General features: G+C 62.2%; 24 protein-coding genes and 1 riboswitch. Of the genes, 15 read left to right on the forward strand and 9 right to left on the reverse strand.

The genetic code is table 11. The annotated features are described in order from the left end of the window. Position 1: 1 nt before the first annotated feature. Positions 2 to 1,198, reverse strand: a complete 1,197-nt coding sequence (locus CO660_RS16665; protein ID WP_097599641.1) for a Tm-1-like ATP-binding domain-containing protein — start codon at positions 1,196 to 1,198, stop codon at positions 2 to 4. A 132-nt stretch (positions 1,199 to 1,330) separates the two neighbouring features. Between CO660_RS16665 and CO660_RS16670 the strand changes: the two genes are divergently transcribed. From CO660_RS16670 to yghU, 7 genes are all read left to right on the forward strand, one after another. Next, complete coding sequence (locus CO660_RS16670) at positions 1,331 to 2,002, forward strand: GntR family transcriptional regulator (RefSeq protein ID WP_097599642.1); 672 nt, start codon at positions 1,331 to 1,333, stop codon at positions 2,000 to 2,002. A 70-nt stretch (positions 2,003 to 2,072) separates the two neighbouring features. Continuing rightward, positions 2,073 to 3,326 carry an extracellular solute-binding protein gene (locus CO660_RS16675; RefSeq protein ID WP_097599643.1) on the forward strand — a complete coding sequence of 418 codons (1,254 nt, stop codon included), beginning with the start codon at positions 2,073 to 2,075 and terminating at the stop codon, positions 3,324 to 3,326. A 59-nt stretch (positions 3,327 to 3,385) separates the two neighbouring features. Beyond that, positions 3,386 to 4,321 (forward strand): sugar ABC transporter permease, encoded by a 936-nt coding sequence (locus tag CO660_RS16680; protein ID WP_097599644.1) that lies wholly within the window; start codon positions 3,386 to 3,388, stop codon positions 4,319 to 4,321. Further along, positions 4,318 to 5,145 (forward strand): carbohydrate ABC transporter permease, encoded by an 828-nt coding sequence (locus CO660_RS16685; protein ID WP_097599645.1) that lies wholly within the window; start codon positions 4,318 to 4,320, stop codon positions 5,143 to 5,145. Before CO660_RS16680 ends, CO660_RS16685 begins: the two co-directional genes overlap by 4 nt. A 2-nt stretch (positions 5,146 to 5,147) precedes the next feature. Then, the gene (locus tag CO660_RS16690; protein WP_097599646.1) at positions 5,148 to 6,239 is read left to right on the forward strand and encodes a Gfo/Idh/MocA family oxidoreductase; all 1,092 of its coding nucleotides are present in this window, start codon (positions 5,148 to 5,150) and stop codon (positions 6,237 to 6,239) included. 14 nt (positions 6,240 to 6,253) lie between these two features. Next, positions 6,254 to 6,634, forward strand: a complete 381-nt coding sequence (locus CO660_RS16695; RefSeq protein ID WP_097599647.1) for a cupin domain-containing protein — start codon at positions 6,254 to 6,256, stop codon at positions 6,632 to 6,634. A 154-nt stretch (positions 6,635 to 6,788) separates the two neighbouring features. After that, a complete protein-coding gene (yghU, locus tag CO660_RS16700; RefSeq protein ID WP_097599648.1) occupies positions 6,789 to 7,664 on the forward strand; it encodes a glutathione-dependent disulfide-bond oxidoreductase in 876 nt (291 codons plus the stop codon). A gap of 83 nt (positions 7,665 to 7,747) precedes the next feature. On the opposite strand, the gene CO660_RS16705 is transcribed toward yghU, so the two are convergent. Genes CO660_RS16705 through CO660_RS16725 form a run of 5 tightly spaced genes read right to left on the reverse strand, consistent with a single transcriptional unit; the run spans position 7,748 to position 13,698 of the window. Beyond that, on the reverse strand, positions 7,748 to 9,262 hold the full coding sequence (locus CO660_RS16705) for an ABC transporter substrate-binding protein (protein ID WP_097599649.1): 1,515 nt from the start codon (positions 9,260 to 9,262) through the stop codon (positions 7,748 to 7,750). Between the two features lie 19 nt (positions 9,263 to 9,281). After that, positions 9,282 to 10,973 (reverse strand): ABC transporter ATP-binding protein, encoded by a 1,692-nt coding sequence (locus tag CO660_RS16710; RefSeq protein WP_097599650.1) that lies wholly within the window; start codon positions 10,971 to 10,973, stop codon positions 9,282 to 9,284. Beyond that, positions 10,970 to 11,821: an ABC transporter permease gene (locus CO660_RS16715; RefSeq protein WP_097599651.1), complete on the reverse strand. Its 852-nt coding sequence runs from the start codon at positions 11,819 to 11,821 to the stop codon at positions 10,970 to 10,972. Before CO660_RS16715 ends, CO660_RS16710 begins: the two co-directional genes overlap by 4 nt. Then, the gene (locus CO660_RS16720) at positions 11,818 to 12,756 is read right to left on the reverse strand and encodes an ABC transporter permease (RefSeq protein WP_097599652.1); all 939 of its coding nucleotides are present in this window, start codon (positions 12,754 to 12,756) and stop codon (positions 11,818 to 11,820) included. Before CO660_RS16720 ends, CO660_RS16715 begins: the two co-directional genes overlap by 4 nt. A 51-nt stretch (positions 12,757 to 12,807) precedes the next feature. Next, entirely contained in the window at positions 12,808 to 13,698 is an 891-nt protein-coding gene (locus CO660_RS16725; RefSeq protein ID WP_097599653.1) for a proline iminopeptidase-family hydrolase, read from the reverse strand. Between the two features lie 127 nt (positions 13,699 to 13,825). On the opposite strand from CO660_RS16725, the gene CO660_RS16730 reads away from it, so the two are divergent. After that, positions 13,826 to 14,620 carry a LuxR family transcriptional regulator gene (locus tag CO660_RS16730; RefSeq protein WP_097599654.1) on the forward strand — a complete coding sequence of 265 codons (795 nt, stop codon included), beginning with the start codon at positions 13,826 to 13,828 and terminating at the stop codon, positions 14,618 to 14,620. Positions 14,621 to 14,682: 62 nt separating this feature from the next. Beyond that, entirely contained in the window at positions 14,683 to 15,585 is a 903-nt protein-coding gene (locus CO660_RS16735; protein ID WP_176536296.1) for a proline iminopeptidase-family hydrolase, read from the forward strand. Between the two features lie 16 nt (positions 15,586 to 15,601). On the opposite strand, the gene CO660_RS16740 is transcribed toward CO660_RS16735, so the two are convergent. After that, on the reverse strand, positions 15,602 to 16,516 hold the full coding sequence (locus CO660_RS16740; RefSeq protein ID WP_097599656.1) for an acetamidase/formamidase family protein: 915 nt from the start codon (positions 16,514 to 16,516) through the stop codon (positions 15,602 to 15,604). Positions 16,517 to 16,753: 237 nt separating this feature from the next. Here CO660_RS16740 and CO660_RS16745 point away from each other — a divergent pair, with 237 nt between their 5' ends. Then, positions 16,754 to 17,008: a type II toxin-antitoxin system Phd/YefM family antitoxin gene (locus CO660_RS16745; RefSeq protein ID WP_097599657.1), complete on the forward strand. Its 255-nt coding sequence runs from the start codon at positions 16,754 to 16,756 to the stop codon at positions 17,006 to 17,008. After that, positions 17,005 to 17,427 carry a type II toxin-antitoxin system VapC family toxin gene (locus tag CO660_RS16750; protein ID WP_097599658.1) on the forward strand — a complete coding sequence of 141 codons (423 nt, stop codon included), beginning with the start codon at positions 17,005 to 17,007 and terminating at the stop codon, positions 17,425 to 17,427. Before CO660_RS16745 ends, CO660_RS16750 begins: the two co-directional genes overlap by 4 nt. Positions 17,428 to 17,473: 46 nt before the next feature. Here CO660_RS16750 and CO660_RS16755 read toward each other — a convergent pair whose 3' ends face one another. Both CO660_RS16755 and CO660_RS16760 read right to left on the reverse strand, forming a co-directional pair. Then, positions 17,474 to 20,947, reverse strand: coding sequence for an AAA family ATPase (locus CO660_RS16755; protein WP_097599659.1), 3,474 nt, complete (start codon positions 20,945 to 20,947; stop codon positions 17,474 to 17,476). Next, the gene (locus tag CO660_RS16760) at positions 20,947 to 22,215 is read right to left on the reverse strand and encodes a DNA repair exonuclease (protein WP_097599660.1); all 1,269 of its coding nucleotides are present in this window, start codon (positions 22,213 to 22,215) and stop codon (positions 20,947 to 20,949) included. Before CO660_RS16760 ends, CO660_RS16755 begins: the two co-directional genes overlap by 1 nt. Positions 22,216 to 22,481: 266 nt before the next feature. Further along, positions 22,482 to 22,613, forward strand: a riboswitch (TPP riboswitch). A 94-nt stretch (positions 22,614 to 22,707) separates the two neighbouring features. Between CO660_RS16760 and thiC the strand changes: the two genes are divergently transcribed. The 4 genes from thiC to CO660_RS16780 are packed head-to-tail and all read left to right on the forward strand — an operon-like array spanning position 22,708 to position 26,498. Then, entirely contained in the window at positions 22,708 to 24,540 is a 1,833-nt protein-coding gene (gene thiC, locus CO660_RS16765) for a phosphomethylpyrimidine synthase ThiC (protein ID WP_097599661.1), read from the forward strand. A 2-nt stretch (positions 24,541 to 24,542) separates the two neighbouring features. Next, entirely contained in the window at positions 24,543 to 25,529 is a 987-nt protein-coding gene (gene thiO / locus CO660_RS16770) for a glycine oxidase ThiO (RefSeq protein WP_176536297.1), read from the forward strand. Continuing rightward, entirely contained in the window at positions 25,526 to 25,723 is a 198-nt protein-coding gene (gene thiS, locus CO660_RS16775; protein ID WP_097599663.1) for a sulfur carrier protein ThiS, read from the forward strand. Before thiO ends, thiS begins: the two co-directional genes overlap by 4 nt. Position 25,724: 1 nt before the next feature. Continuing rightward, positions 25,725 to 26,498: a thiazole synthase gene (locus CO660_RS16780; RefSeq protein ID WP_097599664.1), complete on the forward strand. Its 774-nt coding sequence runs from the start codon at positions 25,725 to 25,727 to the stop codon at positions 26,496 to 26,498. The last annotated feature ends 10 nt before the right edge of the window (positions 26,499 to 26,508 follow it).

The raw sequence follows: 26,508 nt of genomic DNA on the forward strand, positions 1-26,508 counted from the left end.
CTCAGGCAGGGATGTCGTGGAAGCTGGCGACGAGTGCCGCGGCAAATTCCGGACTGTTGATATGGGCATCTATCTCGACGAGGCGTCTGTTTGGCGCGTCGCGCCAGCCGGTCCGGATGGCGGAAAACAGCGCGGCGTCGGCTTCCGGATCGTGGAACGGCTGACCGACGGCGTCGATTGCCGAAACGCCCTGAAGCGGCAGCAGGAAGCGGACCGGGCCCTGCATGCGGTTGAGCCGTTCGACGATGAAAGCGCCGATCCTGCCGTTTTCCTCCGGCGTGGTGCGCATCAGGGTCACCTGCGCATTATGGACGTGAAGCCTGCGGTCGCGGAAAGCCGCCGGCACCGTTTCCTGCGCGCCGAAATTCACCATGTCGACGGCGCCGACCGAGCCGACATAGGGCAGGCCGGTGCGGATGATTGCGCCGAAGCGATCCTCGGTCGCGGGAAAGACGCCGCCGACAAGGAGATCGGGAACCTCGGTCGTCGTCACGTCGATCACGCCCTGCAGCAGACCTGATTCGGCGAGCTTCTCCATCGATTGGCCACCGACGCCGGTCGCATGGAAGACGTAGACTTCATGGGTCTTGCCGAGCATCTCGCGGACCTGGGTCACGCAAGGCGTGGTGACGCCGAACATGGTCATGCCGATGCCCGGCCGATCATCCGTGGAGGCGGGAACGGGGTTGCGGGCCATGCCGGCCGCGGCATTGGCCGCATTCCCGATCACTCTGCGTGAAATCGCATTCAGACCGGCGATGTCGACGACCGAATACATCATGGTCAGATCATTCGGGCCGACATAGGGCGCCACATTGCCTGAGGCCACCGTCGAGACCATCAGTTTCGGCAGGCCGATCGGAAGCGCCCGCATCGCCTCGGTCACCAGCGCAGTATTGCCGGTACCGCCGAGGCCGAGCACAGCGCCGATATCGTTGCGTGATTTCAGGAAACCCGTCAGCGCCTTGGCCATGGCCGAAACCGCCGTTCCCCGGTCAGTCTGCCCGAGCACGGCCGCAGCACCATCCGGATGAAATGCCGCGACGTCGCGCGCTGGAATATCGGCGCCCGCACCCTCACCAAGCGTGCCGACATCAATCAGAACGGCCTCGGTTCCGGCTGAAAGAACCACCTCCCTGGCGTAGTTCAGTTCAGCGCCCTTGGTGTCTGAGGTGCCGACGATATAGACCTTTCCCATTGGTGTTCCCCGCCTTTTTGGTCCAGCTCCCGCTGATTTTCCAACAAAATTCCGCGTTTTGTATTTTCCATATTGTATATTCTTACGTATATTGCATACTTAAATCGCGAATGCCAGACGGAAGTGGAGACCATGAACGCACCGCGCCACCTGACCCTTCGAGAGCGGATCTACGAGGAAATCGTTCGGCTGATCGTTTCCGGCGAACTGCCGAGCGGCGTCTCCATCGACGAAAAGGAACTGACGGAACGCCTGCAGGTCAGCCGCACGCCATTCCGCGAAGCGATCGGCACGCTTGCCAAGGAAGGGTTGATCGAGATCAAGCCTTATCGGGGCTTCTTCGTACGCAGCTTCACGCCCAAGGAGATCGACGACCTCTACGAGCTGCGCAAGACGCTCGAGTGTTTCGCCGTCGAGCTCGCCGTTCCGCAGATGAGCGACCGGCATATCGCCGGCTTCGAACGTAATCTGGATGAGGCAGTGGCGGCGCTGCGCCGCGGCGACATGGCGACCTACGGCATCCGCGACAAGGAATTCCACGAGACGATTGCCGAGCTTTCGGGAAGCGCCCCGTTGGTCGAAACGTTGGCACGGCTCGCGCTGCAAATCCAGATCTGCCGCTCGATCGCCAATGAGAGCCGCGATCTCGCCGAGCGGGCAGCCGAGGAGCGCGATCAGATCCTGCAGGCTTTCCGGTCGCGCGACATAACCCGCGCCAAGGCGCTGATGCACGCGCATATCAGCGACGTCCAGCAGGCCGTCATGGCACGCTTTCAGAAGGAAAAACGGCGATTTGACGGATGAATGAAGGAGAGGGAGGTCTCCTCTCAACATGCGAAAAACGTGGCCGAGGAGCGGCCCGGAGGAGGGAACAATGCTGAAATTTCTTGCCCGCGGAACGGCACTGGCGGCGATGATCGCCGCAAGTTCGCCGGCGCATTCCGAGACCCTGAAGATGTGGGGTCCGGAACAGATCACCGAACCACTGGTCGCCCAGTTGTGGAACGGCATCAAGGCCGATTTCGAAAAGGCCAATCCCGGTGTAACCGTCGAATTCATGCCGCCGACCGGCACGATCAGCAACGGCGCGGTGCAGGCGGCGATCCAGTCGGATGCCGGCCCCGATGTAATCCTCACCAATTCGGGCATCGGCCGCATCAGCGTCGTCAAGAACGCCAAGCAGGTCATGCCGCTCACCGAACAATATGAAAAGCGCGGCTGGAAGGACGAGATCTATCCGTGGCTCTACACCGAACTGAAGGGCCAGTTCGGCGGCGAAATCTACGAAGTTCCCGATGGGCTCGACGCTCTCGGCATCTGGTACCACAAGGATCTTTTCGAGCAGGCGGGCTGGAAGATCCCGGCGACGTGGGCCGAGTTCGAAACGCTAATGAAGTCGATCGAGCAAAGCGGCCTGCAGCCGATCGCCATCGGTCCGCGCACGCCGGGCAGCGCCGGCCATCTCTTCGGCAATCTGCTGCAATCGGCGAGCGGCAAGGACGTGATCGGTAAGGCGCTGCGCCGCGAGATCGCCTTCGATGATCCTTCGGTCGCCGCCGGCGCCGTCCGGCTGCAGAAGCTGGTCGAGGCGGGCTACATCAAAAAGGAAATGGCGGGTCTCGACCTCGACGGCGCCTCGCGCCTCTGGTTCAACAAGCGCGCCGCCATGTTCGTTGCCGGCCCCTGGTTCACCGCCAATGCCCGTAAGGCCGGCTATGACCTCGCCAACGCCGGTTATGCGCCCATGCCTTCCGACATCAAGGGGGCGGCGATACCGACCGGCGGCGTCGGCTGGAGCTGGCTGGTGCCTGTTAACTCAAAACAGCCGGAGCTTGCGATGAAGTGGATCGACTTCATGCTGTCGGATGCGGTGATGAAGAAACGGGCGCAGGATCCGGCAAGCACGATGATCTATCCGCGCGAAATCCCCGGCGTAGAACCACCGACCCCTGTTCTCAAAGATATCTTCGCGGCTGCCGCCGGTGGTGTCGGCTACAATCCGAGCGTCTATCTGCCCGGCCCCGTACTCGACACCTACTTCCAGGTCATCCAGGGTCTCATCTCCGGCCAGATCGGCGGTGAGGACGGCATGAAGCAGATCCAGACGAAGATGACAGAGGCGAAATAGTGGCCATTCCAGAAACGCCGGGAAGCAAGGCCGTGGCTCCTCTCAGCACTGCACCTGCCATGGCGGGGCATACGGGCGGCAATCCCGCCCGTATGTCCATACGCCGGACGGCAGGCTCGGCTTGGGCCGATGGCGATACCGGCACCGCATTCTGGCTGATGGCGCCGGCGCTCGCTCTCTATGCCGTCTTCACGCTGCTGCCGATCGCTGCCACCTTCTGGCTGAGCTTCAATAGCTCCGCCGGCTTCAACACGTCCGCGAGCTTCGTCGGTGTCGACAACTACGCCAAGGCGGCCCAGGATCCGATCGTCTGGAAAAGCCTCGGCCATACCTTCATCTGGCTGGCCTACCACGTGGTGATGGCAGGCGGGCTCGGCCTTCTGCTGGCGCTTGCGGTCAGCAGGCTCAAGGTCACGCAGGTCTTCTTCCGCACCGCTTTCTTCCTGCCGCATCTGGTCTCGCTCGCCGTCGTCGGCGTCATCTGGGCCAATATCTACGATCCGTTTTTCGGCCTGCTGAACACAGCCCTGACACGGGTCGGGCTCGGCGCCTTCACGCAGGGCTGGCTTTCCGATCCCGCGCTCGTGCTGTTCTCCGTCAATGTCGCAAGCTCGTGGCAGGGTTTTGGCCTTTACATGCTGCTCTTCATCGCCGGCCTGCAGAATATCGACCACTCGCTTTACGACGCGGCCGAAGTGGACGGCGCCAACGCGTTCCAGAAGCTGATCTATGTGACGCTGCCGGGGCTTCGCGAGGTGACGACCTTCGTCATCTCGCTGGCAATGATCAACGGCCTGAAGGGCTTCGCCACGGTCTTCGTCATGACCAATGGCGGGCCATTCTATCAGAGCGAGCTGATCACGACCTATATCTACCGGCTTGCCTTCCAGTCCCAGGATCACGGGCTTGCGGCGGTGCTTTGCATCCTGCTCAGCCTGCTTGCGATTGCCATCACCCTCGTCTTCAACCGCTGGCGCGCGAGGCTTTCCCAATGAGTGTGCGCAATCGCGAATGGCCGGTGGCGCTGGCGCTCACCCCGGTCTTGATCCTGATCCTCGCCCCCTTCGTCTGGCTGCTGATATCGAGCTTCAAGACCGAGGCCGAGATCGGCCAGGCCGATCCCTTTGCCTGGCCCGCCGACCTGATGTGGCGCAATTATCTCGACGCCTGGCAAATTGGCGGCTTCGGCGAGCTCGTCGGCAACAGCCTTATCAACGTCGTCGGCGTCGTCCTTCTGTCGCTCGTCACCTGCGCGCCGGCCGGCTATGCGCTTGCCAAGATCCGATTCCGCGGCCGGGAATGGCTGTTCTACGCCTTCATCCTCGGGCTGACCGTGCCGGTCCAGGCGATCGTCATCCCGCTCTACCAGGTGCTCTTCGGGCTGAACCTCGTCAACACGCTTGCTGGTATCGTACTGGTGCAGGTCAGCAACGGCATTCCCTTCGGCATTTTCCTGATGCGCAGCTTCTTCATCGGCGTGCCGGACGATCTGATCGAAGCCGCCAAGATCGATGGCGCCTCGCATTTTCAGATCCTCACCAAGGTCTTTCTGCCGATCTCGACGCCGGCGGTCCAAGCGCTCGTCATCATCAGCGCTCTCTCCACCTGGAACGATTTCTTCCTCCCGCTGATCGTGCTGATCAGCCCCGAAGTGCAGACGCTGCCGCTCGGGCTGGTGCGTTTCGCCAGCACCTATGCTTCCGACTACCGCCTGGTCTTTTCGGGTACGGTCATTTCGTTCCTGCCGATCATTCTTCTCTACATCCTGATGCAGCGCCGTTTCACCGAGGGGCTGACGCAGGGAGCAATCAAGGGCTGACCATGTCGCATCATGTCCAGCGGGAAATCCGCTACAATTTCGAATTCGATTACCGCATCAAGGCCTGCTTCATCGGCGCCGGCGGCCATGCCTACCGCAATGTCTATCCGGCGCTGCGCTATGCGCCCGTGGACCTCGCCGGCATCTGCGATCTCGATATCGGCCGCGCCGAGAAATTCGCCAAACTCTTCGGCGCCGGCAAAGCCTATACCGACCATCGCGAGATGCTCATGCGGGAAAAGCCGGACCTGGTCTTCCTCGTCACCGCCTATCATCCCGACGGCCGGGTGCAGGCGACCGACCTTGCGCTCGACGCACTTGCCTCGGGCGCCCACGTCTGGATGGAAAAGCCGACAGCGGCGAGTCTCGAGGATATCGAAAGGCTGCAGGCGGCAAGTGCGGCGGCCGGACGCATGGTGATGACCGGTCTCAAGAAGACCTTTTTCCCCACGATCGAGAAGCTCAAGGACCTGATCGGCTCGCCCGGTTTCGGCAGGCTGACCTCGATCAACGTCCGTTATCCCCAGAGCCTGCCGAGACCGGAAGACCGCGCCGATCTAGTCAGGATGCAGAGTTTCCTCGACCATATCTACCATCCGGGCGCGATCCTCAATTTCCTCGGCGGCGAGATCGAGCGCGCGGGCTATGAATGGGAGCCGCTGACGGGCGCGAGCGTCACCAGCCTGCGCTTCCGCTCCGGCGCGATCGGCACGCTGCATTTTGCCGCCGGCCAATCGGGCGGCAGCATTTTTGAACGGGTCGAGATCGTCGGGGAAGGCGCCAACGCCATTGTCGAGAACGGCAGCCGATTGACTTATTTCCGCAAGGCGGACCTGCCGTCCTATGGCCGCGCCGCAAGCTTCATCCAGCCGGACGAGAATGCGGCGCTGTTCTATGAGCCCGAACATTCGCTCGGCCAGCTCTATAACAACAACCTCTTCTATCTCGGCTATGTGCCCGAAATCCTGCACCTGACCGACGCGATCCTTGCCGGCGCGCAGATAACAAGGGGCACGCTCGAAATCGCTCGCGAGATCATGAAGCTCTTCGAATTCTACAGACGCACGGATGCCGGCGTCACTTTTTATCTTTGACCGGAGGCGCAGTCTTGAACGAGACCGACATCATTTTCAGGAAAGCCGGCGGCGAATTCATGCCGACCCCCTGGGGCGAACTCAACTGGAAGATCACCGGCGACGGCACACCCGGCGCCGAGATGACCTTCGGCACCTGCCGCATCAATCCCGGCGAGCGCAACCAGCTGCACTCGCATCCCGATTGCGAGGAGATTCTCTACGTCGTCTCCGGCAGCTGCGAACACAAGCTTGGCGACGCCCTTTATCGGCTCGAAGCCGGCGATGCGATCCGCATTCCCCGCAATGTCAGGCACTGGGCGCGCGCGCTCGGCAGCGAACCGCTCTTCGCCCTGATCATGTTTTCCTCCGGCACCAGGACGGCGGTCAACCATGAAGGCGAGGGGGCGGCCTGAACCGGCCGTTTTCCGCAACTTTGCCAAGCTCTGACGTTTGCGTGAAACCATTCCGATAGCTGTGACAAACCCTCATCACCTCTGCTATGTCAGGAAAAATGCGGCGACCCAACAGGCGTCGCGCTCTGTCCGATCAATGCCAGGAGTTTGAAAGATGAGCGGTACCTCCGACTATATCCCCCCGAAAGTCTGGACCTGGAACAAGGCGAATGGCGGCCAATTCGCCAATATCAATCGCCCGATAGCGGGACCGACACATGAGAAGGAGCTTCCGATCGGCCGCCACCCGCTGCAGCTCTATTCGCTCGGCACGCCGAACGGCCAGAAGGTCACGATCATGCTCGAGGAGCTGTTGGCGCTCGGCCATAGCGGCGCGGAGTATGACGCCTGGCTGATCAAGATCGGCGAGGGAGACCAGTTCGGCAGCGGCTTTGTCGCCGTCAATCCCAACTCCAAGATTCCGGCTTTGATGGACCGCAGTGGTCCGAAGCCGATCCGCGTCTTCGAATCCGGCGCCATCCTCACCTATCTCGCCGAGAAATTCGGCGCTTTCCTGCCGACCGAGCCGGGTGAGCGCGCCGAATGCCTGTCATGGCTGTTCTGGCAGATGGGAAGCGCGCCCTATCTCGGCGGCGGCTTCGGCCATTTCTACGCCTATGCGCCTGTCAAGATCGAATATGCGATCGATCGCTTCGCCATGGAAGTGAAGCGTCAGCTCGATGTGCTCGATCGCCGCCTTGCCGAAAGCGAATATGTGGCAGGCAGCCAATACACGATCGCCGATATTGCCATCTGGCCATGGTACGGCGGACTGGTGAAGGGCTGGAGCTACGGGGCGGCCGAATTCCTGCAGGTCGAGGACTATAAGAACGTGTTGCGCTGGGCCGACACTATCTACAGCCGGCCCGCCGTGCAGCGCGGCCGCATGGTCAACCGCCTCTCCGGCGACCCGTCGAGCCAGTTGCACGAGCGTCACGACGCCAGCGACTTCGAAACCAGAACGCAGGACAAGCTCGCGGCAGCCGAATAAGCAAGCCGATCATTCACTTGTCGCGGCAATGAACGAGGCTCCGCGGCCCTAAAGGCGGCGGAGCCTTTGCATGCTGCACGAACTCAGTTCTTGACCGTGTCTTCCAGAAAGAAGCGGCCGAGCGGGTTCTGGTGGAAGTTCTCGATATTCTTGCGCGAGACGTTGATGTAAGGGCTATAATAGAGGTCAATCCAGTTGACGTCGTCCTTGGCCATTTTCTGCAGATTTACATACATCTGTTCGCGCTTCTCGGGATCGAGCTCGAGACGCGCCTTGGCGACCAGTTCCTTCACTGCCTCGTTCTTGTAATTGGTCAAATAGTTGTTGTTGGAATCGTGGCCGAGGACGAAGGTGGTCTTCTGGTCCGGGTCGAGAATATCGTTGGTCCAGTAATTAACTGAGATGTCATAGTCGCCGGCAACGAGCATATCCCATTCCTGGCTCGGGTCGACCTTCTGTAGATTGGCGGTGATGCCGGCCTTCTGTAGCTGCTGCTGGACCAAGACGGCCGTCTGCTCATCGACTTCGTCGCCGGCACGCACCACGTAATTCAGCGTCAGGTCGGAGGCTCCGGCAGCCGCCAGCAGCTCCTTCGCCTTTGCGGGATCATAGGGCCGCTGCAGGTTGTCGGCGTAGTAATAAAGCGCACCCTTCGGAATGTAGGAATTGGCGACGGTGCCCTGGCCGAAGGTGACGGTGTCGACGATCGCCTTCTTGTCGATCGCAAGGTCCAAGGCCTGGCGAACTTCCTTCTTGCCGAGCGCGCCATGCGCGTGATTGATCAGCAGATGGTCCTCGCGTGTCGATGCGTCGATGGCGACATTCAGATTCGGATCCTTCTTCAGCTCTTCCACGCGGGAGAAGGGCACGAAAATCGCAGCGTCGAGCTCGCCGGCCTGAACGTTCAGCATGCGGGTGTTGTCATCGGGCACCGAAATCCACTCGACGCCGTCGAGCTTGACGCGGTCGGCTTCCCAGAAATTCGGGTTTTTCTTGAGGATGACGCGGTCGCCGCGCCGCCATTCGTCGACCACGAAGGCACCGGATGCGATCGGCTTCTCGCCATAAGCATCGGGTCCCAGCAATTCCATGCCCTTCTTGGAAATGACCGAGGCATTGGGCAGCGCGAGCGTCGAGAGGAAAGGCGCGGACGGGTTCTTGAGCTTGATCGTCAGCGTATGCGCGTCGGTTGCGACCGCCGTGTCGATCACCTTGTAGGAATCGCTCCAGAGCGAGGCAGGGTCGTCACGGATGCGCAGCAGGCTGTAGGCCGCGTCTTCCGCCGTCAGTGGCGAACCGTCGGAAAATTTCGTGTCGCGGATCTTGAGCGTATAGGTCAGCCCGTCATCCGAGGCGGTCCAGCTTTCGGCAAGGCCCGGCTCCAGCTTGGTGCCTGTCTTGTCGACGCGGATCAGCACATCGTAGACATTCGAGAACACCCAGTTGTCGATGTTCTGGGCCGTCTTGATCGGATCGAATGTCGTCGAATCCTCGCGGCGTCCGATTGTGAGCACACCGGCGGCCTCGGCATAGCTCGCACTCAGCGTCAGGCCTGCGAGCATGGCGGCAAGCCCGATTGATTTCCACCTGTTTGTCATCAGTTCGTTCCCTTCTTTGTTATGACATTCGTTTGATCGACATGGATTGCGGTTCGTTCCAGCGGCCGGTGCCTTGCAGCAGCGGCTTGTCGGGATCGATGTCGGGAATGGCGGCGATCAGCGCCGCGGTATAGGCATGCTTCGGCCGCGCGAAGACCTCCTCGGTGCGGCCCTCCTCGACGATCTCGCCGCGATACATCACCACGACGCGTTCGCAGAGATTGCGCACGATCGCGAGATCGTGGGCGATGAAGATCAGCGTGAGGTTCATCGTCGCGGTGAGTTGGCGGAAAAGCTCGATGATCTGCGACTGGATGGTGACGTCGAGGGCGGCCACGCATTCGTCGGCGATGATCAGCTTCGGCTCGACGGCGAGCGCGCGGGCAATGCCGGCGCGCTGGCACTGGCCGCCGCTCATGCTGCGCGGCTTACGCTGCGCGAATTCGCGCTCGAGGCCGACAAGATCGAGCAACTCGCCGATCCGCGGCGCTATATCGGCGGCGGCGACCTTCCCCCGAACCTTCAGTACTTCGGCAAGCGTCTGGCCGATTGTCAGCCGCGGGTTCAGTGCATTGTAGGGGTCCTGGAACACCATCGCCGTTTCGCGCCTGAGCTTTGCCAGGCCCGCGCTGCGCTGCTGCGCCAAGTCGATACCGTCGAAAGTGACGTGGCCGGCAGAAAGCGGTGTCAGCCCGAGGACGGCGCGAGCAAGCGTACTCTTGCCGCTGCCGGATTCACCGACGATGCCGATAGTCTCGCCTGGCATGATCCTCAGGCTGACGCCGGCAACGGCGCTGATCGTCTTGGCACTGCCGGGGAGCAAACTGCCCCCCGCTGTGAAGCGGACTTGGACATCGTCGATTTCGAGCAATGCTCTGCTCGGCTGGCGGGCCTCGGCCTGCGGAGCGGCCGTCCCGCCTGACATGGAGGGGTGGCTGTCGATCAAGTTCATCGTGTAGGGATGCTGTGGCCGCGCAAGGATCGTCCGCTTCGGTCCCTCTTCGACAAGCTTGCCGCCGCGCATCACGGCGATGCGGTCGCAGGTCTGGGCGACGATGCCGAGATCGTGGGTGATGAGAATGATCGACAGGCCGCGCCGGTCGCGAATGTCGATCAGCAGCCGCAGGATCTGTGCCTGGATGGTGACGTCGAGCGCGGTCGTCGGCTCGTCGGCGATCAGGATCTTCGGATTGCAGGACAGGGCGACACCGATCATCGCCCGCTGGCGCATGCCGCCGGAAAATTCATGCGGATAGCTGTCGTACTGACGGCCGGGTTCTGGAAAACCGACCTGCGTGAGAATCTCCACCGCTTCTGCGCGAGCCTCGCGGGCGCCGAGGCCCTGATGATACCGGATGCCCTCGGCGATCTGGTCACCGATCCGCATGACCGGATCGAGATGGCTGGTCGGGTTCTGGAAGATCATGCCGATCTCGCCGCCACGCACCTTCAGCATCTCGCCATCGTCGACCCGCGTCAGGTCGCGCCCCTCGAGCAGCACGGAACCGCTCTCAATCTTCAGCAGCGAGGAGGGCAGCAGGCGCACCAGCGAGCGGCAGAACAGGCTCTTGCCCGAGCCGCTCTCGCCGACGAGGCCGAGAATTTCACCGCGGCCGAGGTCGAGCGAGACCGCATCGAGCAGCGTGCGCGGACCGGAATCGAGATGCGCCCTGACTGTGAGATCGCGGACGGACAGTACGGAGCCGCTCATTCGTGTACTCCCAGCAATTCGCCGAGCGCATCGCCGAGCATGCTGAAGCCAAAGGCGAGGCAGACGATGGAGAGGCCGGGAAACAGGGTGATCCACCAAGCCGTGGTGATGAAGCTCTGCCCTTCCGCGACCATGACACCCCATTCGGCGATCGGCGGCTGGACGCCGAGGCCGAGATAGCTGACGGCCGCGCCGCTCAGCAGCACCAGCGTCGCATCGGACATCGAAAAGACGATCGAGCCGGCAATCGCGTTCGGCAGCAAGTGCCGGAACATGATGCGCCTGCGGCTGAAGCCGAGGCTGACGGCGGCAACGGCGTAATCGCTGCCCTTTAGCACCAGCATCTGCGCCCGGATCAGTCTCGCATAGGAGACCCAGCCAACCAGCGCCATGGCGATGTAGAAGCTGCCGAGCCCGGGGCCAAGGATGGCGATGATCGAGAGCATCAGCACGAGAAAGGGAAAGGCAAGAATGATATCGACCAGACGCATGAACAGCGCATCCACGATCCCGCCGAAGAAGCCGGCGATCGTGCCGACCGTCGTGCCGATGACGAAGGGGAAGACGACGCCGATCAGCGCCATCTGCAGATCGATGCGCGCACCCCAGATGACGCGGGAAAGGATGTCACGGCCGAAATTGTCGGTGCCGAAGGGGTGAAGCAGCGAAGGCGCCTGCAGGCGCACCTCGGCATTCTGCATGATCGGGTCATAGGGCGCGATAAGAGGCGCCGTAAGCGCCAGCAGGATGAAGAACAGCAGCACACCGGCGCCGACGGCAAGCATCAGCCGCCGGCCGCGAAGGCGGCGCGAGCCAAGGGGCGCGGGTGATGTCGCCTCGATGCTCATAGCTTCACCCTCGGATCGACGGCAACGGTGATGATATCGGCGACGAAGTTGATGAGCACGGTGGCGCAGGCAAAGACCATGGCGACACCCTGCACCACCATGTAATCGCGCGAGAATATGGCTCTGACCAGCAGCTGGCCCATGCCGGGCAGCGCAAAGACGCTCTCGACCACAACCGTGCCTCCGATCAGCCAGCCGATGTTGACGGCGAGCAGATTGATCGTCGGCACCAGCGAATTCGGCAGCACGTGCCGCCAGAAGACGATGCCTTCGGGCATGCCGCGGGCGCGCGCCGCCGTCGCGACATCCGATTTCAGCGCCTCAATCATTGCCGCCCGCAGGCTGCGCGTCAGCACGGTCGAGAGCGACAGCGCGACCGTCAGGCTCGGCAGCACAAGATGCGCAAGTTTGTCGCCGATGGCCACGCCGTAGCCCGAAACCGGCAGCAGGCCGAGCTCGACGCTGAACAGGATGATCAGCATCAGCCCCAGCCAGAAGGGTGGAAAGCCGATGCCGAAGGTCGAGACGATGCGCACCACATGGTCCGGCGCACGACCGGCATTGCGCGCGGCGATTGCCGCCATCGGTACCGCGATCAGCACCGACAGGATGACGCTGGCGGCCACGAGCGCGAGCGTCGGCTCGATGCGGGTCGCGATCAGTTTCAGCACGTCGATCTTGTAGAGGATCGATTTGCCCATCTCGCCATTGGCAAGGTTCTTGAGAAAATAGACATATTGCAGCCACATCGGCTGGTCGAGGCCGTATTGGGCACGGATATTGGCAAGTGCCTCAGGCGTCGCCCGCGTGCCGAGGATATTGCGTGCGGGATCGCCAGGGATCAGCCGAACCAGAATGAAGGTGATGACGCTGATGCCGAAAATGACCGGCAGGAACTGCAGCGGTCGGGTCAGAACGAATTTATAGCGATGCATGGCGGCGCTCGCCCCTCTGTCTTCGTCCGGTTTGAGCCGCTTTCATTTGCATCAGGCTGCCTTGTGCCGGTCGAGGAAATCGAGAAGCGCCGGATAATAGTCCCCTGGGTTCTCGTAGAAGGGCATGTGGCTGGCATTGGCGAACACCCGGAGCTCGGCATTTGGCAGCGCCAGCTTCATCCTCAGCGCGCAGGCCGGCGTCAGCTCATCATGCTCTCCCGTGGTGATCAGCACGGGCAGCGTCAGCCGCGGCAGATCCGGGATGCGGTTCCAATCCTTGAGGTTGCCGATGTAAAGAAACTCGTTCGGGCCCTGCATCGTCGCATAAGGCGCCATGTTCCAGTCGTCGAGCGATCGGCGTATCGGCGCCGGCCATTCGGTCAGGCGGCAGACATGGCGGTAGTTGAGGATAGTGATGGCGGCGAGATATTCCGGATGATCGTACGTGCCCTGCGCCTCGTGCTTCTGCATCATCGACACTGTTTCGGGTCCGAGCGCTGCGCGCAATCGTTCCAATTCCGAGATTAGATGCGGCATGTCGGCGACGGTATCCTCGAGGATCAGCGTCTTGAGGTTTTCGGGATAGGTCAGCGCATAGTCGATCGCCAGCCACCCGCCCCAGGAATGGCCGAGCATGTGGACCTTTCCGAGCCCGAGCGCCTTGCGCACCGTCTCGGTTTCCTCGACATAGCGGCCGATCGTCCAGAGCGACAGATCGTCCGGCCGGTCGGAGGCGCCGGTGCCGAGCTGGTCGAAGGCGACGACGCGGTAGCCCTTGTCGATCAGGCAGGAGTGGGCCTCGCGCAGGTAATCACAGGGCAGACCCGGACCGCCGTTCAGACAGAACACCGTCTCGTTGCCGGTTCCGAAGCTATAGGCGACGACGCGATAGCCACCGACATCGATCTCAAATCGCGCGTCCGGCTGTATTTCACGCCACATTGATTGCTCCAGCAGAAATTTCCCTTGCTCAATATTTGGGCATGGTTAATTTTTTACCGGAAATCGCGTTCTATGCCAGCTATAAGAAGTGATAGGGTGGGGCGCACACCGAACCGGGGAACTGCTCATGCTTGATGATATCGGAACGATCAGACGGCAGTTTACAGCGCATGAAACGCTGGACGGGCGGATCGACCAGGCCTTCGAGGCGATGAAGCAGCTGGGCTTCGAGGCGCTGATCTACGATTATACGCCGGTGCCCTACGATCTCGATGGCGCGATCATGTTCCCGTCGCTGCTGAAGCTCCGGAACATCGCCGAGGACATGCACGACTACTGGTTCGATCGCGGTTATTTCCGCATCGACCCGGTCCAGCAGGTGGCGCTGCGCAGCAGCGCGCCGTTCTTCTGGAATTACGACACGAATGCCGACACGCCGATCAACCGCTTCATGAGCGACGATACCGCGCCGGTGACGCGCTATCTGCGCGAGCGCGACATGTCGACCGGTGTCACCGTGCCGGTCCATATGCCGGGCGGCGATTATGCGACGGTCACCGGCATCCGCTTCAGCGGGGATCGCGATTTCGAACGGCATGCGTTGCGCGCTATCGCTGACTTTAACCTGCTTGCCCACGTCTTCCATGAGACCGCCTATTCGCTTTTCGACACCAAGGCTCGAAGCGTCGGCAGCATCCGCCTGACCGAGCGGGAGCGCGAATGCCTGCGCCATTCTGCCGAAGGTTACTCCGCCAAGGAAATCTCGCGCATCATCGGCCGCTCCGTGCCGACCGTGGTCATGCATCTCAACGCCGCGGCCAAAAAACTCGGCGCCCGCAATCGTACGCAGGCCGTCGTACGCGCCACCCATTACCGCCTGCTCGAAGAGCATGGCCGATCATTATCATCCTATAACTTGTGATAGCTGCCTTCGCCGCTGCCGCCGCGTTATGGTTTCCAAACTTCCGAGGAATGGAGATGTCGGTGGCCGAAGTCGCAACCAGTGAAGCCTATCTGCCCTTTCGCGATTATCGCACCTGGTACCGCGTCACCGGTTCGCTGGAAAGCGACAAGCTGCCTCTCATCGTTGCCCACGGAGGGCCCGGCTGCACGCATGACTACGTCGATTCCTTCAAGGAAATCAGCGCCCTCGACGGCCGCCCGGTCATCCATTACGACCAGCTCGGCAACGGCAATTCCACCCGCCTTCCGGACAAGGGCCCGGATTTCTGGACAGTCGGCCTCTTCCTCGAAGAGCTGGATGCGCTGCTTGCCCATCTCGGGATCCAGCATCGTTACGCCTTCCTGGGCCAGTCCTGGGGCGGCATGCTCGGCGCCGAACATGCGGTGCGCCGGCCGCAGGGCCTGAAGGCGCTTGTCATCGCCAACTCGCCGGCCAACATGCACACCTGGGTTGCCGAAGCCAATCGGCTGCGGCAGGAACTGCCGAAAGAGGTGCAGGACACGCTGCTGAAGCACGAACGGGCGGGAAGCCTTACCGATCCGGACTATATCGCCGCCTCCCGCATCTTCTATGACCGCCATGTCTGCCGCGTGGCGCCATGGCCGCCCGAAGTGGCGCGGACCTTCGCCATCATGGACGAAGACAACACCGTCTATCGCAACATGAACGGCCCGACCGAATTCCACGTCATCGGAACGATGAAGGATTGGACGATCGAAGACAGGCTCGACCGCATCGAAGCACCGACGCTGCTGATCTCGGGCAAATATGACGAGGCGACGCCCCTTGTCGTGAGGCCTTATCTCGAACGCGTCCCCGGCTGCGAATGGGTGCTCTTCGAGAATTCCAGCCACATGCCGCATGTCGAGGAAAAGCAGCTTTGCCTGGCGACCGTTTCCCGTTTCCTCTCGCAGCACGACTGACGCTTATGCCGGTCCGTCACGGTTGGCGAACCAGCCATTTCTTGGCGACCCGGCAGGCCATCGTATAGGCCGGATCGAAGACGTTGCCGACATCGTAACGCACCACCTGACCCAGCAGATGGCTGGCCGCTGTCCGGTCCAGGCCGTAATCCGAGGCCAGCCAATTCAACATTTCGCTCGTCGCGTGCTGAAGCGCCTGATCGAGGGGCCGGGCATTGCCGATGGTGAAGATGTCTTCAGCGGTTTCTCCGCGTGGCCAGACCAGCCCGGCCTTCTTTTCCACCGTCAGCCGCACCGTGACTTCGAAAGTGGTCTCGACGCCGGTGCCGACGATCTCGCCATCTCCCTGCACGGCATGGCAGTCGCCCAAAAAGAAAAGGGCGCCCGGCGCCGATATGGGCAATCGAACGGTCGTGCCCGGACCGAACAGGCGATAATCCATGTTGCCGCCATATTCACCGCTGGTCGCCGTCGAGATCGCCTGGCCGAGGCTGGGCGCAACGCCGAAACAGCCGATCATCGGCGCAAGAGGCAGAACGAAATTATCGAGGCCGGAGACCGGCTCGGCCAATCGGACCGTCAATGCTTCGCGGTCGATCGCCCAGATCGCCATATCGCGCGGCGGCAGGTCGCGAACCGTCTCGGGATCGATGACATTGGCTGCGACGATGCTGCGGGTAAAACCAGTGTCCCTTGTCGGGATCATGCTGATGATCTCGACCTTCAGCGCATCTCCGGGCTCCGCGCCTTCCACGAAGATCGGGCCGTTCATCGGGTTGGGACCGGATGTCCGCCGGATGCCCTCCTTGTCATAGCCGATGGCGTCGAGCGTCTCCGTGACCACGGTATCGCCGTCAGCGACACGCAAGGCGGGCGGAAGAGAGCCGATGACATTGTGAAAAGTCGTCGGAATGAAGCGGTGAGTGGTCATGAGAATACGGCTCTCGCTTGTTTCGAATACCCTCAGCTCGCGGCTGGGCTGCCCGGCTGAGAAGCGAGACTAGATCAGAGATGATGTGGGAAGCCAATATCCCGACATCGCTCGTGTAACCCCGCATCGATTCGCGATCGTGACCCGACGTCTCCTGCCGCGAAACGGTCGGCTGATCTTTTGCCTTTCATTCTCCGAATGCTATATGTAGGTAAGTGCCTACATCAGAGGTGGATTATGAGCGTGACACGTCTTTCCAGCCGCGAACTAAATCACGACGTGAGCAGGGCAAAGAAGGCGGCACAAAATGGTCCGGTCATCATCACGGATCGCGGGAAGCCATCCCACGTGTTGATGACCTATGACGAATTCGAGCGGCTAACCGGCAAGCCTCGCAGTCTCGTCGATGCTCTCTCCATGCCAGGCCTCTCGAATATCGATTTCGAAGTGCCTCGTGTTGAGATCGCCCCCCGAGGAATCGATCTATCTTGAAATATCTGCTGGACACCAATGTTGTTTCCGAACTTCGCAAGGTCGGAGACGGCAAGGCCGATGCCAATGTGGTCGCATGGGCTGGAGCGCAAGATGCAACAGGCCTATGCATCTCCGCCATGACGATCCTGGAACTGGAACGTGGAATACTCGGCGTACAGCGCCGCGATGCGGCGCAAGGCGCTCGTCTGCGTGCGTGGCTGGAAAATCTGGTTCGACCAGCATTCGCCGACCGTATCCTATCGATCGACGATGCGGTCGCGACCCGCTGCGCGCATCTGCATGTTCCAGACCGGCGCAATGAAGCCGATGCCTTGGTTGCCGCGACCGCCCTGGTTCACGGCCTGACCGTCGTTACCCGCAATGTCCGGGATTTCGAGGGCATGGGCATTATCGTGCTGGATCCGTGGCAAGATTGATCTCCCTGCCGAAACGCAGAAGTGGCGCCCGTTTCTTTGCGCCCTGTCACGGCAGTTGATGTATGGTCACGTTCGGAACGACGTCTCGCGCGATTTCGCAGAGATGCCAATGGTGGGTAAGGTAGATAACCTGTCCGACCTTTGCCATTTCGCCGAGCAGGCGGAAAACCTCTTCGGAGCGGGGATTGTCGAAGCTCTCCATGATGTCGTCAGCGACGAAGGGTACCGGCCGGCGAAACGCTGCGAATTCCTCGTAACCCGCCAGCCGCAGCGCGAGGTACAGCTGGAACTGAGTGCCGGTCGACATCGCGTCCGCAAGCTTCGAACCACCGTCGCGCGACACGCCGATCAATATCTCCTTATCCCGATCGGGCTGGGTCGTCAGGCCGGAATAATTGCCGCCGGTGATCAGGCGAAAGGCCTCCGATGCGCGGTTCATCATCGAGCTGCGATGTTTTTCGCGATAGATATGCAGTGCCTGTTCGGCCGCGAGCATGCCGGCGCGCAGCGCCAGATGCCGCACGGCCAGTTCCTCGATTTCAAGGAAAATGGTTCGGCGCTTGGCCTCGATCCGGGCCACGGCGTCGTCTCCTCCGACGGCCTCGAGCTTCTGCCGCGCCAGCGACACGTCGGAATAGAGAAGCTTCGCACGCTCGGTGAGATCCTCGATCCGGGCGCCAAGCTCGATGGCGTCGCGCTCGACCGCAGCGGCGTCGACACCGTCAAGGCGCCGTTCGGCTTCGGAAAAACTCGCAGCGCGCAATGCCTCGGCGATCTGGCGGCGTAAGGTGGCGACCCGCTCTTCCAGCCGGTCCCGCTCTCGGGACTGGTTGAGCAATACTTCCACCGAAGCAAGCGAGTCTGCGGCGAAATAGCCGGTCAATTCGTCCTTGCGGGCATTGTGAACGGCCAATTCCTCCTCCAGCGCAAGCCGTTTTTCCAATTGTCTTTCGAGATCCGCCTGCCGGTCTGCCCGAAGCTGAGCCGCATGCCGTGCCGCCTCATGACGTTCCACAAGCGCGTTTGCGGAGGCGAGCGTATCCACGGCCGGTTGGCTGAGACCGCAGTCTCTGAGAAGACCGGCGATATGCTCGCGAAATTGCTGCTGGTCGCGCTCCATCGCGGCAACACGACTTGCGAGGTCATCTCTTTCCTTCAGGATGGAGGGCAGTGCAGCGAGCGCGTTCAGCATTGCTCGGACGGCCGCCATCGAACCGGCTTTGTCGGCAAACCAGGTTCGCGACAGCGCCCCCGCCCATTCCCGCTCCCAGGCCGCCATGGCGGCTTCCGCCTCCTGCCGGTCGCGCTGTCGTTCCCTGAGATCGTGGCTGAGGTCACCGACCGCCTTTTCGTGCGCCTGCCGCGCCGCCCGCTCGGCTCTGCCGGCGGCGAGTATATCATTTGCAGCCTGCATCAGCTCGGCGACCGGTCGCTGGTCTGCGTCATCAAGACCGGCTTCTGCAAGGCTCTCCGCAAGCGTTGCGGCATGCCTATCCAGTTCGATGCGAAGCGCGTGCACCGTGTCTTCTGCGTGTTGCAGATCGTCCCAGGCGGCCAGCGCCGCGGCTCGCTTGGTGCTCCAAGTGTCGAGTGCGGCCACGCGCGCCGCGGCTTCGGCGTCATATTCGATGTTTTCAGGCAGCAGATCACCGATGCGCTCGGCAAGCGCATCATGTTCGGCGCGCGCTTCGCCAAGCAGTTCCCTTTGCCGCTCGATCATTGCTGCCGTTGCCGCTTCCGCTTGGCGGAGTTGGCGCAGCTCGGCCAGTTCCTGCGCCCGCGACAGCCGGCCGGCGCATACCACGTCGTCCTGCCGCATCCGCTCCTCGAAAATCCGAGCCGTGGCGGCATTCAGACTGGTGAGATGCGCCTGCCAGGCGGCATCGCGTTCATCGCGCAGCCGCGCGGCCTCGGTATCGTCGATCGAACCGCCGGCGACTAAGGCCGCGATCCGGGCTTTGGTCAGCGCCTGTTCGGTGCCGAGATCGCGCAGCCTTCCCTCGTGATCGCCAATCCGCTTGTCGATAGCAGTCGCTTGGCCACGCCAGGCTTCGATCTGTCGAGGCTCTGCCGCGGCCGTCCGCTGCAGAGCGACGGCGTTGCCGCTCCAGGGTGCGAGCTGTTCAAACTGGTTCTCCTGCGTTCGCTTCGCCTGGACAAGTGTCCGTTCTTCCATGGTAAGCCGCACGGGGAGATCAGATCCCGCCAGCCGGCTCAGGGCGATCTCGATGCGGCCGAAACGCGCAGGATCCAGGAGCCCAGATCCATCTCGCGAGCCGCCTTCCCTGTTCAGCCTTTCGAGATTCTCCCGCGCTCGCAACAGTTCCCGATCAGCGGCTGCCAGTTTCGCCTCGACGCCGGAACGCCGTTCGATAAGATCGCGGATGATGCCGATCAGCGAAGCGGGCAGCAGCAGCGCCTCGGGTTTCGCATGGCCCGGCTGTTCGAGATCGGCCAGCAGTCGGACCAACTCACCCTCCTGTTCGGCCAGCGCCAGCCAGCGCTTCGGCAGATCGCTCTCAGCCGCAAGATAGCGCGCCCGACCCTGATCCAGCAGGTCCATATGCGCGGTGACCGCCAGCGCCTTGTCGTCGATCGCGATCGCCTCGATCTCATCCGCAAGCTGGCGCAGCGTGCGGTCGGCGGTATCGACAAGCGCCTGCAGCCGCGTCTCGTCGCGCGAAAGCTGCGGCAGGAGCGCGAACCATTCGGACGGCGGCCGCGGCAGATCGCTCATGGCGGCTGCATCTGCATCCAGCCGCCGGAGCTCTAGGGCCGCGGGTAGGGCGCCGAGAAGGCGCGTCAGCTCCTGATGCCGGGTCTTGGCCTCGGCCAGTTCCCGCGTGGTTTTGCCATAGGCAGCGTCGGCCTGCTCATAAGTCGATTTCAGGGCCGAATAGGTGGAGGCAAGCGTGTCCATAGCATTGCGCTCGGCCTTGAGCGCTTCGAGCGAACGCTTGAGTTCCGCGAGCTTGGTGCTCGACGACCGCTTCTTGTAGATCGCGTTGGCTTCGTCGGCTGCGGTCACCAGCGAACGGCTCAGGCCTGCCAGGCCTGAGCTGGCCGAGAACAGTAATTCGCCGAGTTCGCCCTTGCTTTGTATGATGGCGTTGCCGCCTTCCTTGAGCGACTGATCGTCGAGCGAGAACATGGTGCGATAGGCCTCGCGACCGACGCCTCCAAGCGCGCCGGCCAGGAGCGCCTCGTTCACAGCTTGTCCCCGATCATCGACGAGGCTGCCGGTCCGCAGCTTGAGCCGCGCCAGCTCGTATTCCCAGCCACCAAATTCCAGCCGCGCACCGACCTTCATCGTATTGTAGGGATGCAGGAAATTATAGGTGCTGCGCTCACCAATGCCGTAGAGCAGATCAAGATAGGCGGCGAAGGTGGTCGACTTGCCCGCTTCGTTCAGGCCATAAACGATGTGCAAGTCCGGCGAACCTTGACGGGCCGCGCCGAAATCGATGGAGTGATCGGTGAACTTGCCATAGCGGGTGAGGTCGAGGCGGCGCAGACGCATCAGCTGTCTCCCCGATCCACCGCCTTCATCCGGGCGGCGATGTCCTCGGCGCCATCGGCGAGAAGGCAGTCGATGAAGCGTTCAAAACCCGCCTCGTTCTGGCCGGCAAATGCCCGGCTCTCGGGCGGCAGGTCGGCAAGCAGGTCCCGGACCATCTCCCTGACCTCGTCGCGAAATCCGCTGCGGGTGATGACCTCGTCCCGCATCAGCGCCCCGAGTTCGACGACGGGATCGGCGGCGACCGCGTCTGCGGGGATCGAGGGCGCTTCGAAGGCGAGCTCCAGCTTCTCGATCCAGGTGCGGCCGATCGCGTCGCTGCGCCGCTCGGCTTCGGCCTGCATGAGGTCGACATCGCGCCGCAGCTGCCAGGAGAGCGGCGTGCGGCCCGAAAGCCTGAGGCGTGCGACAAGATGCGGCGAAGCCGTGCGGTCGCGCTGCGCCATCAGGGCCGTCTCGACCATCATGGCTGCCTCACGCCAATCATCGACACCCGTGAGGTCGACATTGACGCGCTCGAACTGCGCGATGCTGGTACGCCGCTCCTCGACCGTCACGGTCCGGTCGTCGGCCACGGTCACCAGCGACACGGTCTTGACGCCCGCTTCATTGATGTCGCGGCCCTGCGGCATGCCGGGCATGATGACCGTCGCCGTGCCGGGATAATGGCTGCGCTGGTGGAGATGCCCGAGCGCCCAGTAGTCGAAACCCGAGGCATGCAGGTCGAGCACGTTGCAGGGCGCATAGACATCATGTCCGGCCGATCCGGCCAGACTCGTATGCATGATGCCGATATTGACGGCATCTGCTACCGGCGGCTTGAATTTCGGCAGCAGCGGGTCCGGGGCTTGCGGCTTGGCGAAGCTCAGACCGTGGATTGCGACCGACAAGCTGCCCTTGGTGGTCTCGACGGTCTCGGCATGGCCGCCGAAGATCTTCACCGTATCAGGCATCACCAGTTCCCGAGCGATCTTCGACATGGCATCGTGATTGCCGCGGATCTTGAAGACGACAATGCCCGCCCGGTGCAGCCGCTCCAGCTGACTCGCCAGGAAGCGCGCCGTCTTCATCGACGTCTGCTCCCCGTCATAGAGATCGCCGGCGATGACAAGCGCGTCGACCTGCTCCTCAAGGCAAAGATCGACGATCGCGACCAGCGTCTGTCGGCTGGCGTCACTCACGAGGTCGGCCAGCTCTGCGTTGCGAAGTGCGAGAGAGCGCAAGGGAGAGTCGAGATGGAGATCGGCAGTGTGGACGAAACGATAGGCCATGAATGCAAGAATGGTGTTGCGATAGAGTGATCGAGCAGGCGCCGTCTGACAAATAAACGGACGTTATCGCCCGTCAGCAAAACATGAGACCATGCCACGAATATTCAGAGCATGGACGGCAGCGTCCTGGCGAGTGAAATGGGCCGGCGGAGCTGGCCCATCCACAATCAATGCTGCTCTATCGGACTGGCCGCCGACTCAAAAGGTCCGGATGGGAACGCGTGAGGGTCGGCTTGACATCAGGGCCGCAGCGGTCTTTGATGCAGGGCATTCACCAGGGGTGTCCCGGCAAGGGGCTGAGATTCTGCTGAACAATATGGCTTTGCCTGTTGTGGCGCAGTGACCCGTTGAACCTGATCCAGTTCATACTGGCGTAGGGACGGTGCAGACGCTGCGGCTGTCGGGCGGATTTCGCTTTGTCGTATGAGGCGTCTTTCCATCATTCCAACACTGGAACTGGGTCTCCAAACGTCAAACCTTGGAGCCTCACCCATGAATATTGTCGCACCCAAGCTTACTCCGGTCGTCACCACCGGCCCGCTTCCGGCCTCGACCAAGATCGCCAAGCCCGGAACGCTATATCCTGATCTGCGCGTGCCGATGCGCGAAATCAGCCTTCACCCGACCTCCGGTGAACCGCCGGTGACGGTCTATGATTCCTCCGGTCCCTATACTGATCCGGCCTATACGGTCTCGATCGACGCCGGACTGCCGCGTTTGCGCGAGAGCTGGATCAGGGCGCGTGGCGATGTCGAGGCCTATGAAGGCCGGGTGGTGAAGCCTGAAGACAATGGTTTTGTCACCGGCGAGCGGCTGACGCCGGAATTCCCGCTTCGCAACACGCCGCTGAAGGCAAAAGCGGGCCGCGCCGTAACCCAGCTCGCCTATGCGCGTGCCGGCATCGTCACGCCGGAAATGGAGTTCATCGCCATCCGCGAAAACCTCGGCCGGCAGGCTGCGAAGGAGGCGCTCGCGCGCGACGGCGAAAGCTTTGGCGCTGATATTCCCGATTTCGTGACGCCCGAATTCGTTCGGCGGGAGGTCGCGGCGGGCCGCGCGATCATTCCGGCCAACATCAACCACCCGGAAACCGAACCGATGATCATCGGCCGGAATTTCCTGGTGAAGATCAACGCCAATATCGGCAACTCGGCGGTCACCTCGTCGATGGCGGAAGAGGTGGAAAAGATGGTCTGGGCGATCCGCTGGGGCGCCGACACGGTTATGGACCTTTCCACCGGCCGCAACATTCACAACATCCGCGAATGGATCATTCGCAATTCGCCGGTTCCGATCGGAACGGTGCCTCTCTACCAGGCGCTTGAAAAGGTGAACGGCATTGCAGAGGATCTCACCTGGGAAGTCTATCGCGATACGCTGATCGAACAGGCCGAGCAGGGCGTCGATTATTTCACCATCCATGCGGGCGTGCGGCTTGCCTATATCCCGCTCACCGTCAATCGTGTCACCGGGATCGTCTCACGCGGCGGCTCGATCATGGCCAAGTGGTGTCTGCATCACCATAAGGAGAGTTTCCTCTACGAGCATTTCGAGGAAATCTGCGACATCTGCCGTGCCTATGACGTCTCCTTCTCGCTTGGAGACGGCCTTCGCCCCGGCTCGATCGCCGATGCCAATGACGCTGCGCAATTTGCCGAGCTCGAAACCCTCGGCGAACTGACCAAGATTGCCTGGGCCAGGGATTGCCAGGTGATGATCGAAGGCCCAGGTCACGTGCCGATGCACAAGATCAAGGAGAACATGGGCAAGCAGCTCAAGGTCTGCGGCGAGGCTCCCTTCTATACGCTCGGGCCGCTGACCACCGACATCGCACCGGGCTATGATCACATCACCTCCGGCATCGGAGCCGCGATGATCGGCTGGTTCGGCACGGCCATGCTCTGCTACGTCACGCCGAAGGAGCATCTGGGCCTGCCCGACCGCAGCGACGTCAAGACCGGTGTCATCACCTACAAGATTGCCGCGCATGCCGCCGACCTCGCCAAGGGCCATCCGGCCGCCCGCATCCGTGACGATGCGCTGTCGCGAGCGCGGTTCGAATTCCGCTGGGAAGACCAGTTCAACCTCTCCCTCGACCCGGATACGGCGCGTTCCTTCCATGACGAGACCCTGCCGAAGGAGGCCCACAAAGTGGCGCATTTCTGTTCGATGTGCGGCCCGAAATTCTGTTCCATGCGCATTTCCCACGATATTCGCGCCGAAGCGCAGAAAGAAGGACTGGAAGCCATGGCCGCCAGATATCGCGATGGCGGCGACCTCTACATGCCGGTCGCCGAGGCTGCGAAAACGCTTGCCGGAGAATGACGATGCATGTTCTCGTCAAGGGGGCCGGCGTTGCCGGCCTCACCGTTGCCTGGCAGCTCCATCGGCACGGTTTCCGGGTCAGCGTCGCTGAGCAAGCCGACGAGGTCGGCGCCGGTGCTTCCGGCTTTGCCGGCGGCATGCTGGCTCCATGGTGCGAAAGGGAAAGCGCAGACGAGCCGGTCCTGGCGCTCGGCCGTCTTGCCGCCGATTGGTGGGAGGCAGCGCTGCCCGGCCATGTCAATCGCCGGGGGACGCTTGTGGTGGCGGCCGGGCGAGATGCCGGCGAACTCGACCGCTTTTGCCGCCGGACAAGCGGATGGGAATGGTTGGACGAGCCGGCGATCGCGACGCTTGAACCGGATCTCGCTGGCCGCTTCCGCAGGGCATTGTTCTTCCGGCAGGAAGCGCATCTCGATCCGCGCCAGGCGCTCTCGGGGCTCGCCGCCGGACTTGAAGAAGCCCGCATGCGTCTCACATTCGGCGTTACGGGCGATGCTGACCTTGCCCCTTACGATCGCGTGATCGACTGCACCGGGGCTGCCCAGATCGGCCGCCTGCCCGGATTGCGCGGTGTTCGCGGAGAGATGCTCTGCGTCGAAACGAACGAGGTCACTCTCTCTCGCCCCGTTCGCCTGCTGCATCCGCGCCACCCGATTTATATCGTGCCACGCCAGCGAAATCGTTTCATGATCGGGGCGACGATGATCGAAAGCAACGACATCGGCCCGATTACCGCGCGTTCGCTGATGGAGTTGCTGAATGCCGCCTATGCCGTCAATCCTGCCTTCGGCGAGGCACGGGTTACCGAGACCGGCGCGGGCGTGCGGCCGGCCTATCCCGACAATCTGCCGCGGGTGACGCAGGAGGGGCGCATCTTCCATGTCAATGGCCTCTACCGCCACGGCTTTCTGCTGGCGCCGGCCATGGCAGGGGAGGTGGCGCGGCTTCTTCTTGGAAAAGACAAGCACTCGGAAAGGAGGGCATCATGACCTTCATCATCAATGGCGAGGAACAGGAGGTCGCAGCCGCGACGCTCGCGGATCTTCTTCTCGCTCTCGACTACGAAGGCGAATGGCTGGCGACCGCAGTGAACGGCGAGCTGGTGCACCGTGAGGACCGCGGCGATTTCAGGCTCGGCGAAGGCGACCGCATCGAAATTCTCTCACCCATGCAAGGAGGCTGAGATGCTGAAACTTTATGATGTTGAATTCCGCTCCCGACTGCTGCTCGGCACCGCCCGCTATCCGTCTCCAGCTGTGCTGGCAGAGGCGGTCAAGCGCTCGAAGACCGAGATCGTCACCGTTTCGCTTCGCCGCGAAGCCGCCGGCGGCAAAGCAGGCGGCGCCTTCTTCGACCTGATCCGCGAGCTTGGCGTGCAAGTGCTGCCGAATACGGCCGGATGTCACAGCGTGCAGGAGGCCGTGTTGACGGCGAAGATGGCGCGCGACGTCTTCCGCACCGACTGGATCAAGCTCGAAGTCATCGGACATCACGATACGTTGCAGCCTGACGTCTTCGGCCTTGTCGAAGCGGCCCGCATCCTGACCGGCGAGGGCTTTCAGGTCTTCCCCTATACGACCGACGACCTTGTCGTCGCCGAAAAGCTGCTGGAAGCCGGCTGCCGCGTCCTGATGCCCTGGTGCGCGCCGATCGGTTCCGCTCAAGGGCCGCTGAACCCGATGGCGCTGCGATCGTTCCGGGCGCACTTTCCGGATGTGCCGCTGATCATCGATGCCGGCATCGGCCGCCCGTCTCACGCCGCCACCGTCATGGAGTACGGTTATGATGCCGTTCTCCTCAACACCGCCGTTGCCGGCGCCGGAGATCCCGCCAGCATTGCCGAGGCCTTCGCGCTTGCGATCGATGCCGGCCGCCTGGCGTATGGGGCCATACCGCTGGAGCCACGCGATATCGCCGTCCCATCCACTCCCGTTATCGGAAAGGCAGTGTTCTCGTGAAGCTCGACCC

The organism is Rhizobium sp. L9 (assembly GCF_002531885.1).
In the GTDB taxonomy this organism is placed as follows: Bacteria; Pseudomonadota; Alphaproteobacteria; order Rhizobiales; family Rhizobiaceae; genus Rhizobium.

Bases quoted from the DNA above. Each gene is read 5' to 3' on its own strand.
- CO660_RS16705 (WP_097599649.1), bottom strand. From the start codon at position 9,262: ATGACAAACAGGTGGAAATCAATCGGGCTTGCCGCCATGCTCGCAGGC.
- CO660_RS16745 (WP_097599657.1), top strand. From the start codon at position 16,754: ATGAGCGTGACACGTCTTTCCAGCCGCGAACTAAATCACGACGTGAGC.
- CO660_RS16740 (WP_097599656.1), bottom strand. From the start codon at position 16,516: ATGACCACTCACCGCTTCATTCCGACGACTTTTCACAATGTCATCGGC.
- CO660_RS16685 (WP_097599645.1), top strand. From the start codon at position 4,318: ATGAGTGTGCGCAATCGCGAATGGCCGGTGGCGCTGGCGCTCACCCCG.
- CO660_RS16665 (WP_097599641.1), bottom strand. From the start codon at position 1,198: ATGGGAAAGGTCTATATCGTCGGCACCTCAGACACCAAGGGCGCTGAA.
- yghU (WP_097599648.1), top strand. From the start codon at position 6,789: ATGAGCGGTACCTCCGACTATATCCCCCCGAAAGTCTGGACCTGGAAC.
- CO660_RS16715 (WP_097599651.1), bottom strand. From the start codon at position 11,821: ATGAGCATCGAGGCGACATCACCCGCGCCCCTTGGCTCGCGCCGCCTT.
- CO660_RS16710 (WP_097599650.1), bottom strand. From the start codon at position 10,973: ATGAGCGGCTCCGTACTGTCCGTCCGCGATCTCACAGTCAGGGCGCAT.
- thiS (WP_097599663.1), top strand. From the start codon at position 25,526: ATGACCTTCATCATCAATGGCGAGGAACAGGAGGTCGCAGCCGCGACG.
- CO660_RS16690 (WP_097599646.1), top strand. From the start codon at position 5,148: ATGTCGCATCATGTCCAGCGGGAAATCCGCTACAATTTCGAATTCGAT.
- CO660_RS16670 (WP_097599642.1), top strand. From the start codon at position 1,331: ATGAACGCACCGCGCCACCTGACCCTTCGAGAGCGGATCTACGAGGAA.
- CO660_RS16730 (WP_097599654.1), top strand. From the start codon at position 13,826: ATGCTTGATGATATCGGAACGATCAGACGGCAGTTTACAGCGCATGAA.
- CO660_RS16725 (WP_097599653.1), bottom strand. From the start codon at position 13,698: ATGTGGCGTGAAATACAGCCGGACGCGCGATTTGAGATCGATGTCGGT.
- CO660_RS16780 (WP_097599664.1), top strand. From the start codon at position 25,725: ATGCTGAAACTTTATGATGTTGAATTCCGCTCCCGACTGCTGCTCGGC.
- CO660_RS16675 (WP_097599643.1), top strand. From the start codon at position 2,073: ATGCTGAAATTTCTTGCCCGCGGAACGGCACTGGCGGCGATGATCGCC.
- CO660_RS16760 (WP_097599660.1), bottom strand. From the start codon at position 22,215: ATGGCCTATCGTTTCGTCCACACTGCCGATCTCCATCTCGACTCTCCC.
- CO660_RS16680 (WP_097599644.1), top strand. From the start codon at position 3,386: ATGGCGGGGCATACGGGCGGCAATCCCGCCCGTATGTCCATACGCCGG.
- CO660_RS16720 (WP_097599652.1), bottom strand. From the start codon at position 12,756: ATGCATCGCTATAAATTCGTTCTGACCCGACCGCTGCAGTTCCTGCCG.
- thiC (WP_097599661.1), top strand. From the start codon at position 22,708: ATGAATATTGTCGCACCCAAGCTTACTCCGGTCGTCACCACCGGCCCG.
- thiO (WP_176536297.1), top strand. From the start codon at position 24,543: ATGCATGTTCTCGTCAAGGGGGCCGGCGTTGCCGGCCTCACCGTTGCC.
- CO660_RS16755 (WP_097599659.1), bottom strand. From the start codon at position 20,947: ATGCGTCTGCGCCGCCTCGACCTCACCCGCTATGGCAAGTTCACCGAT.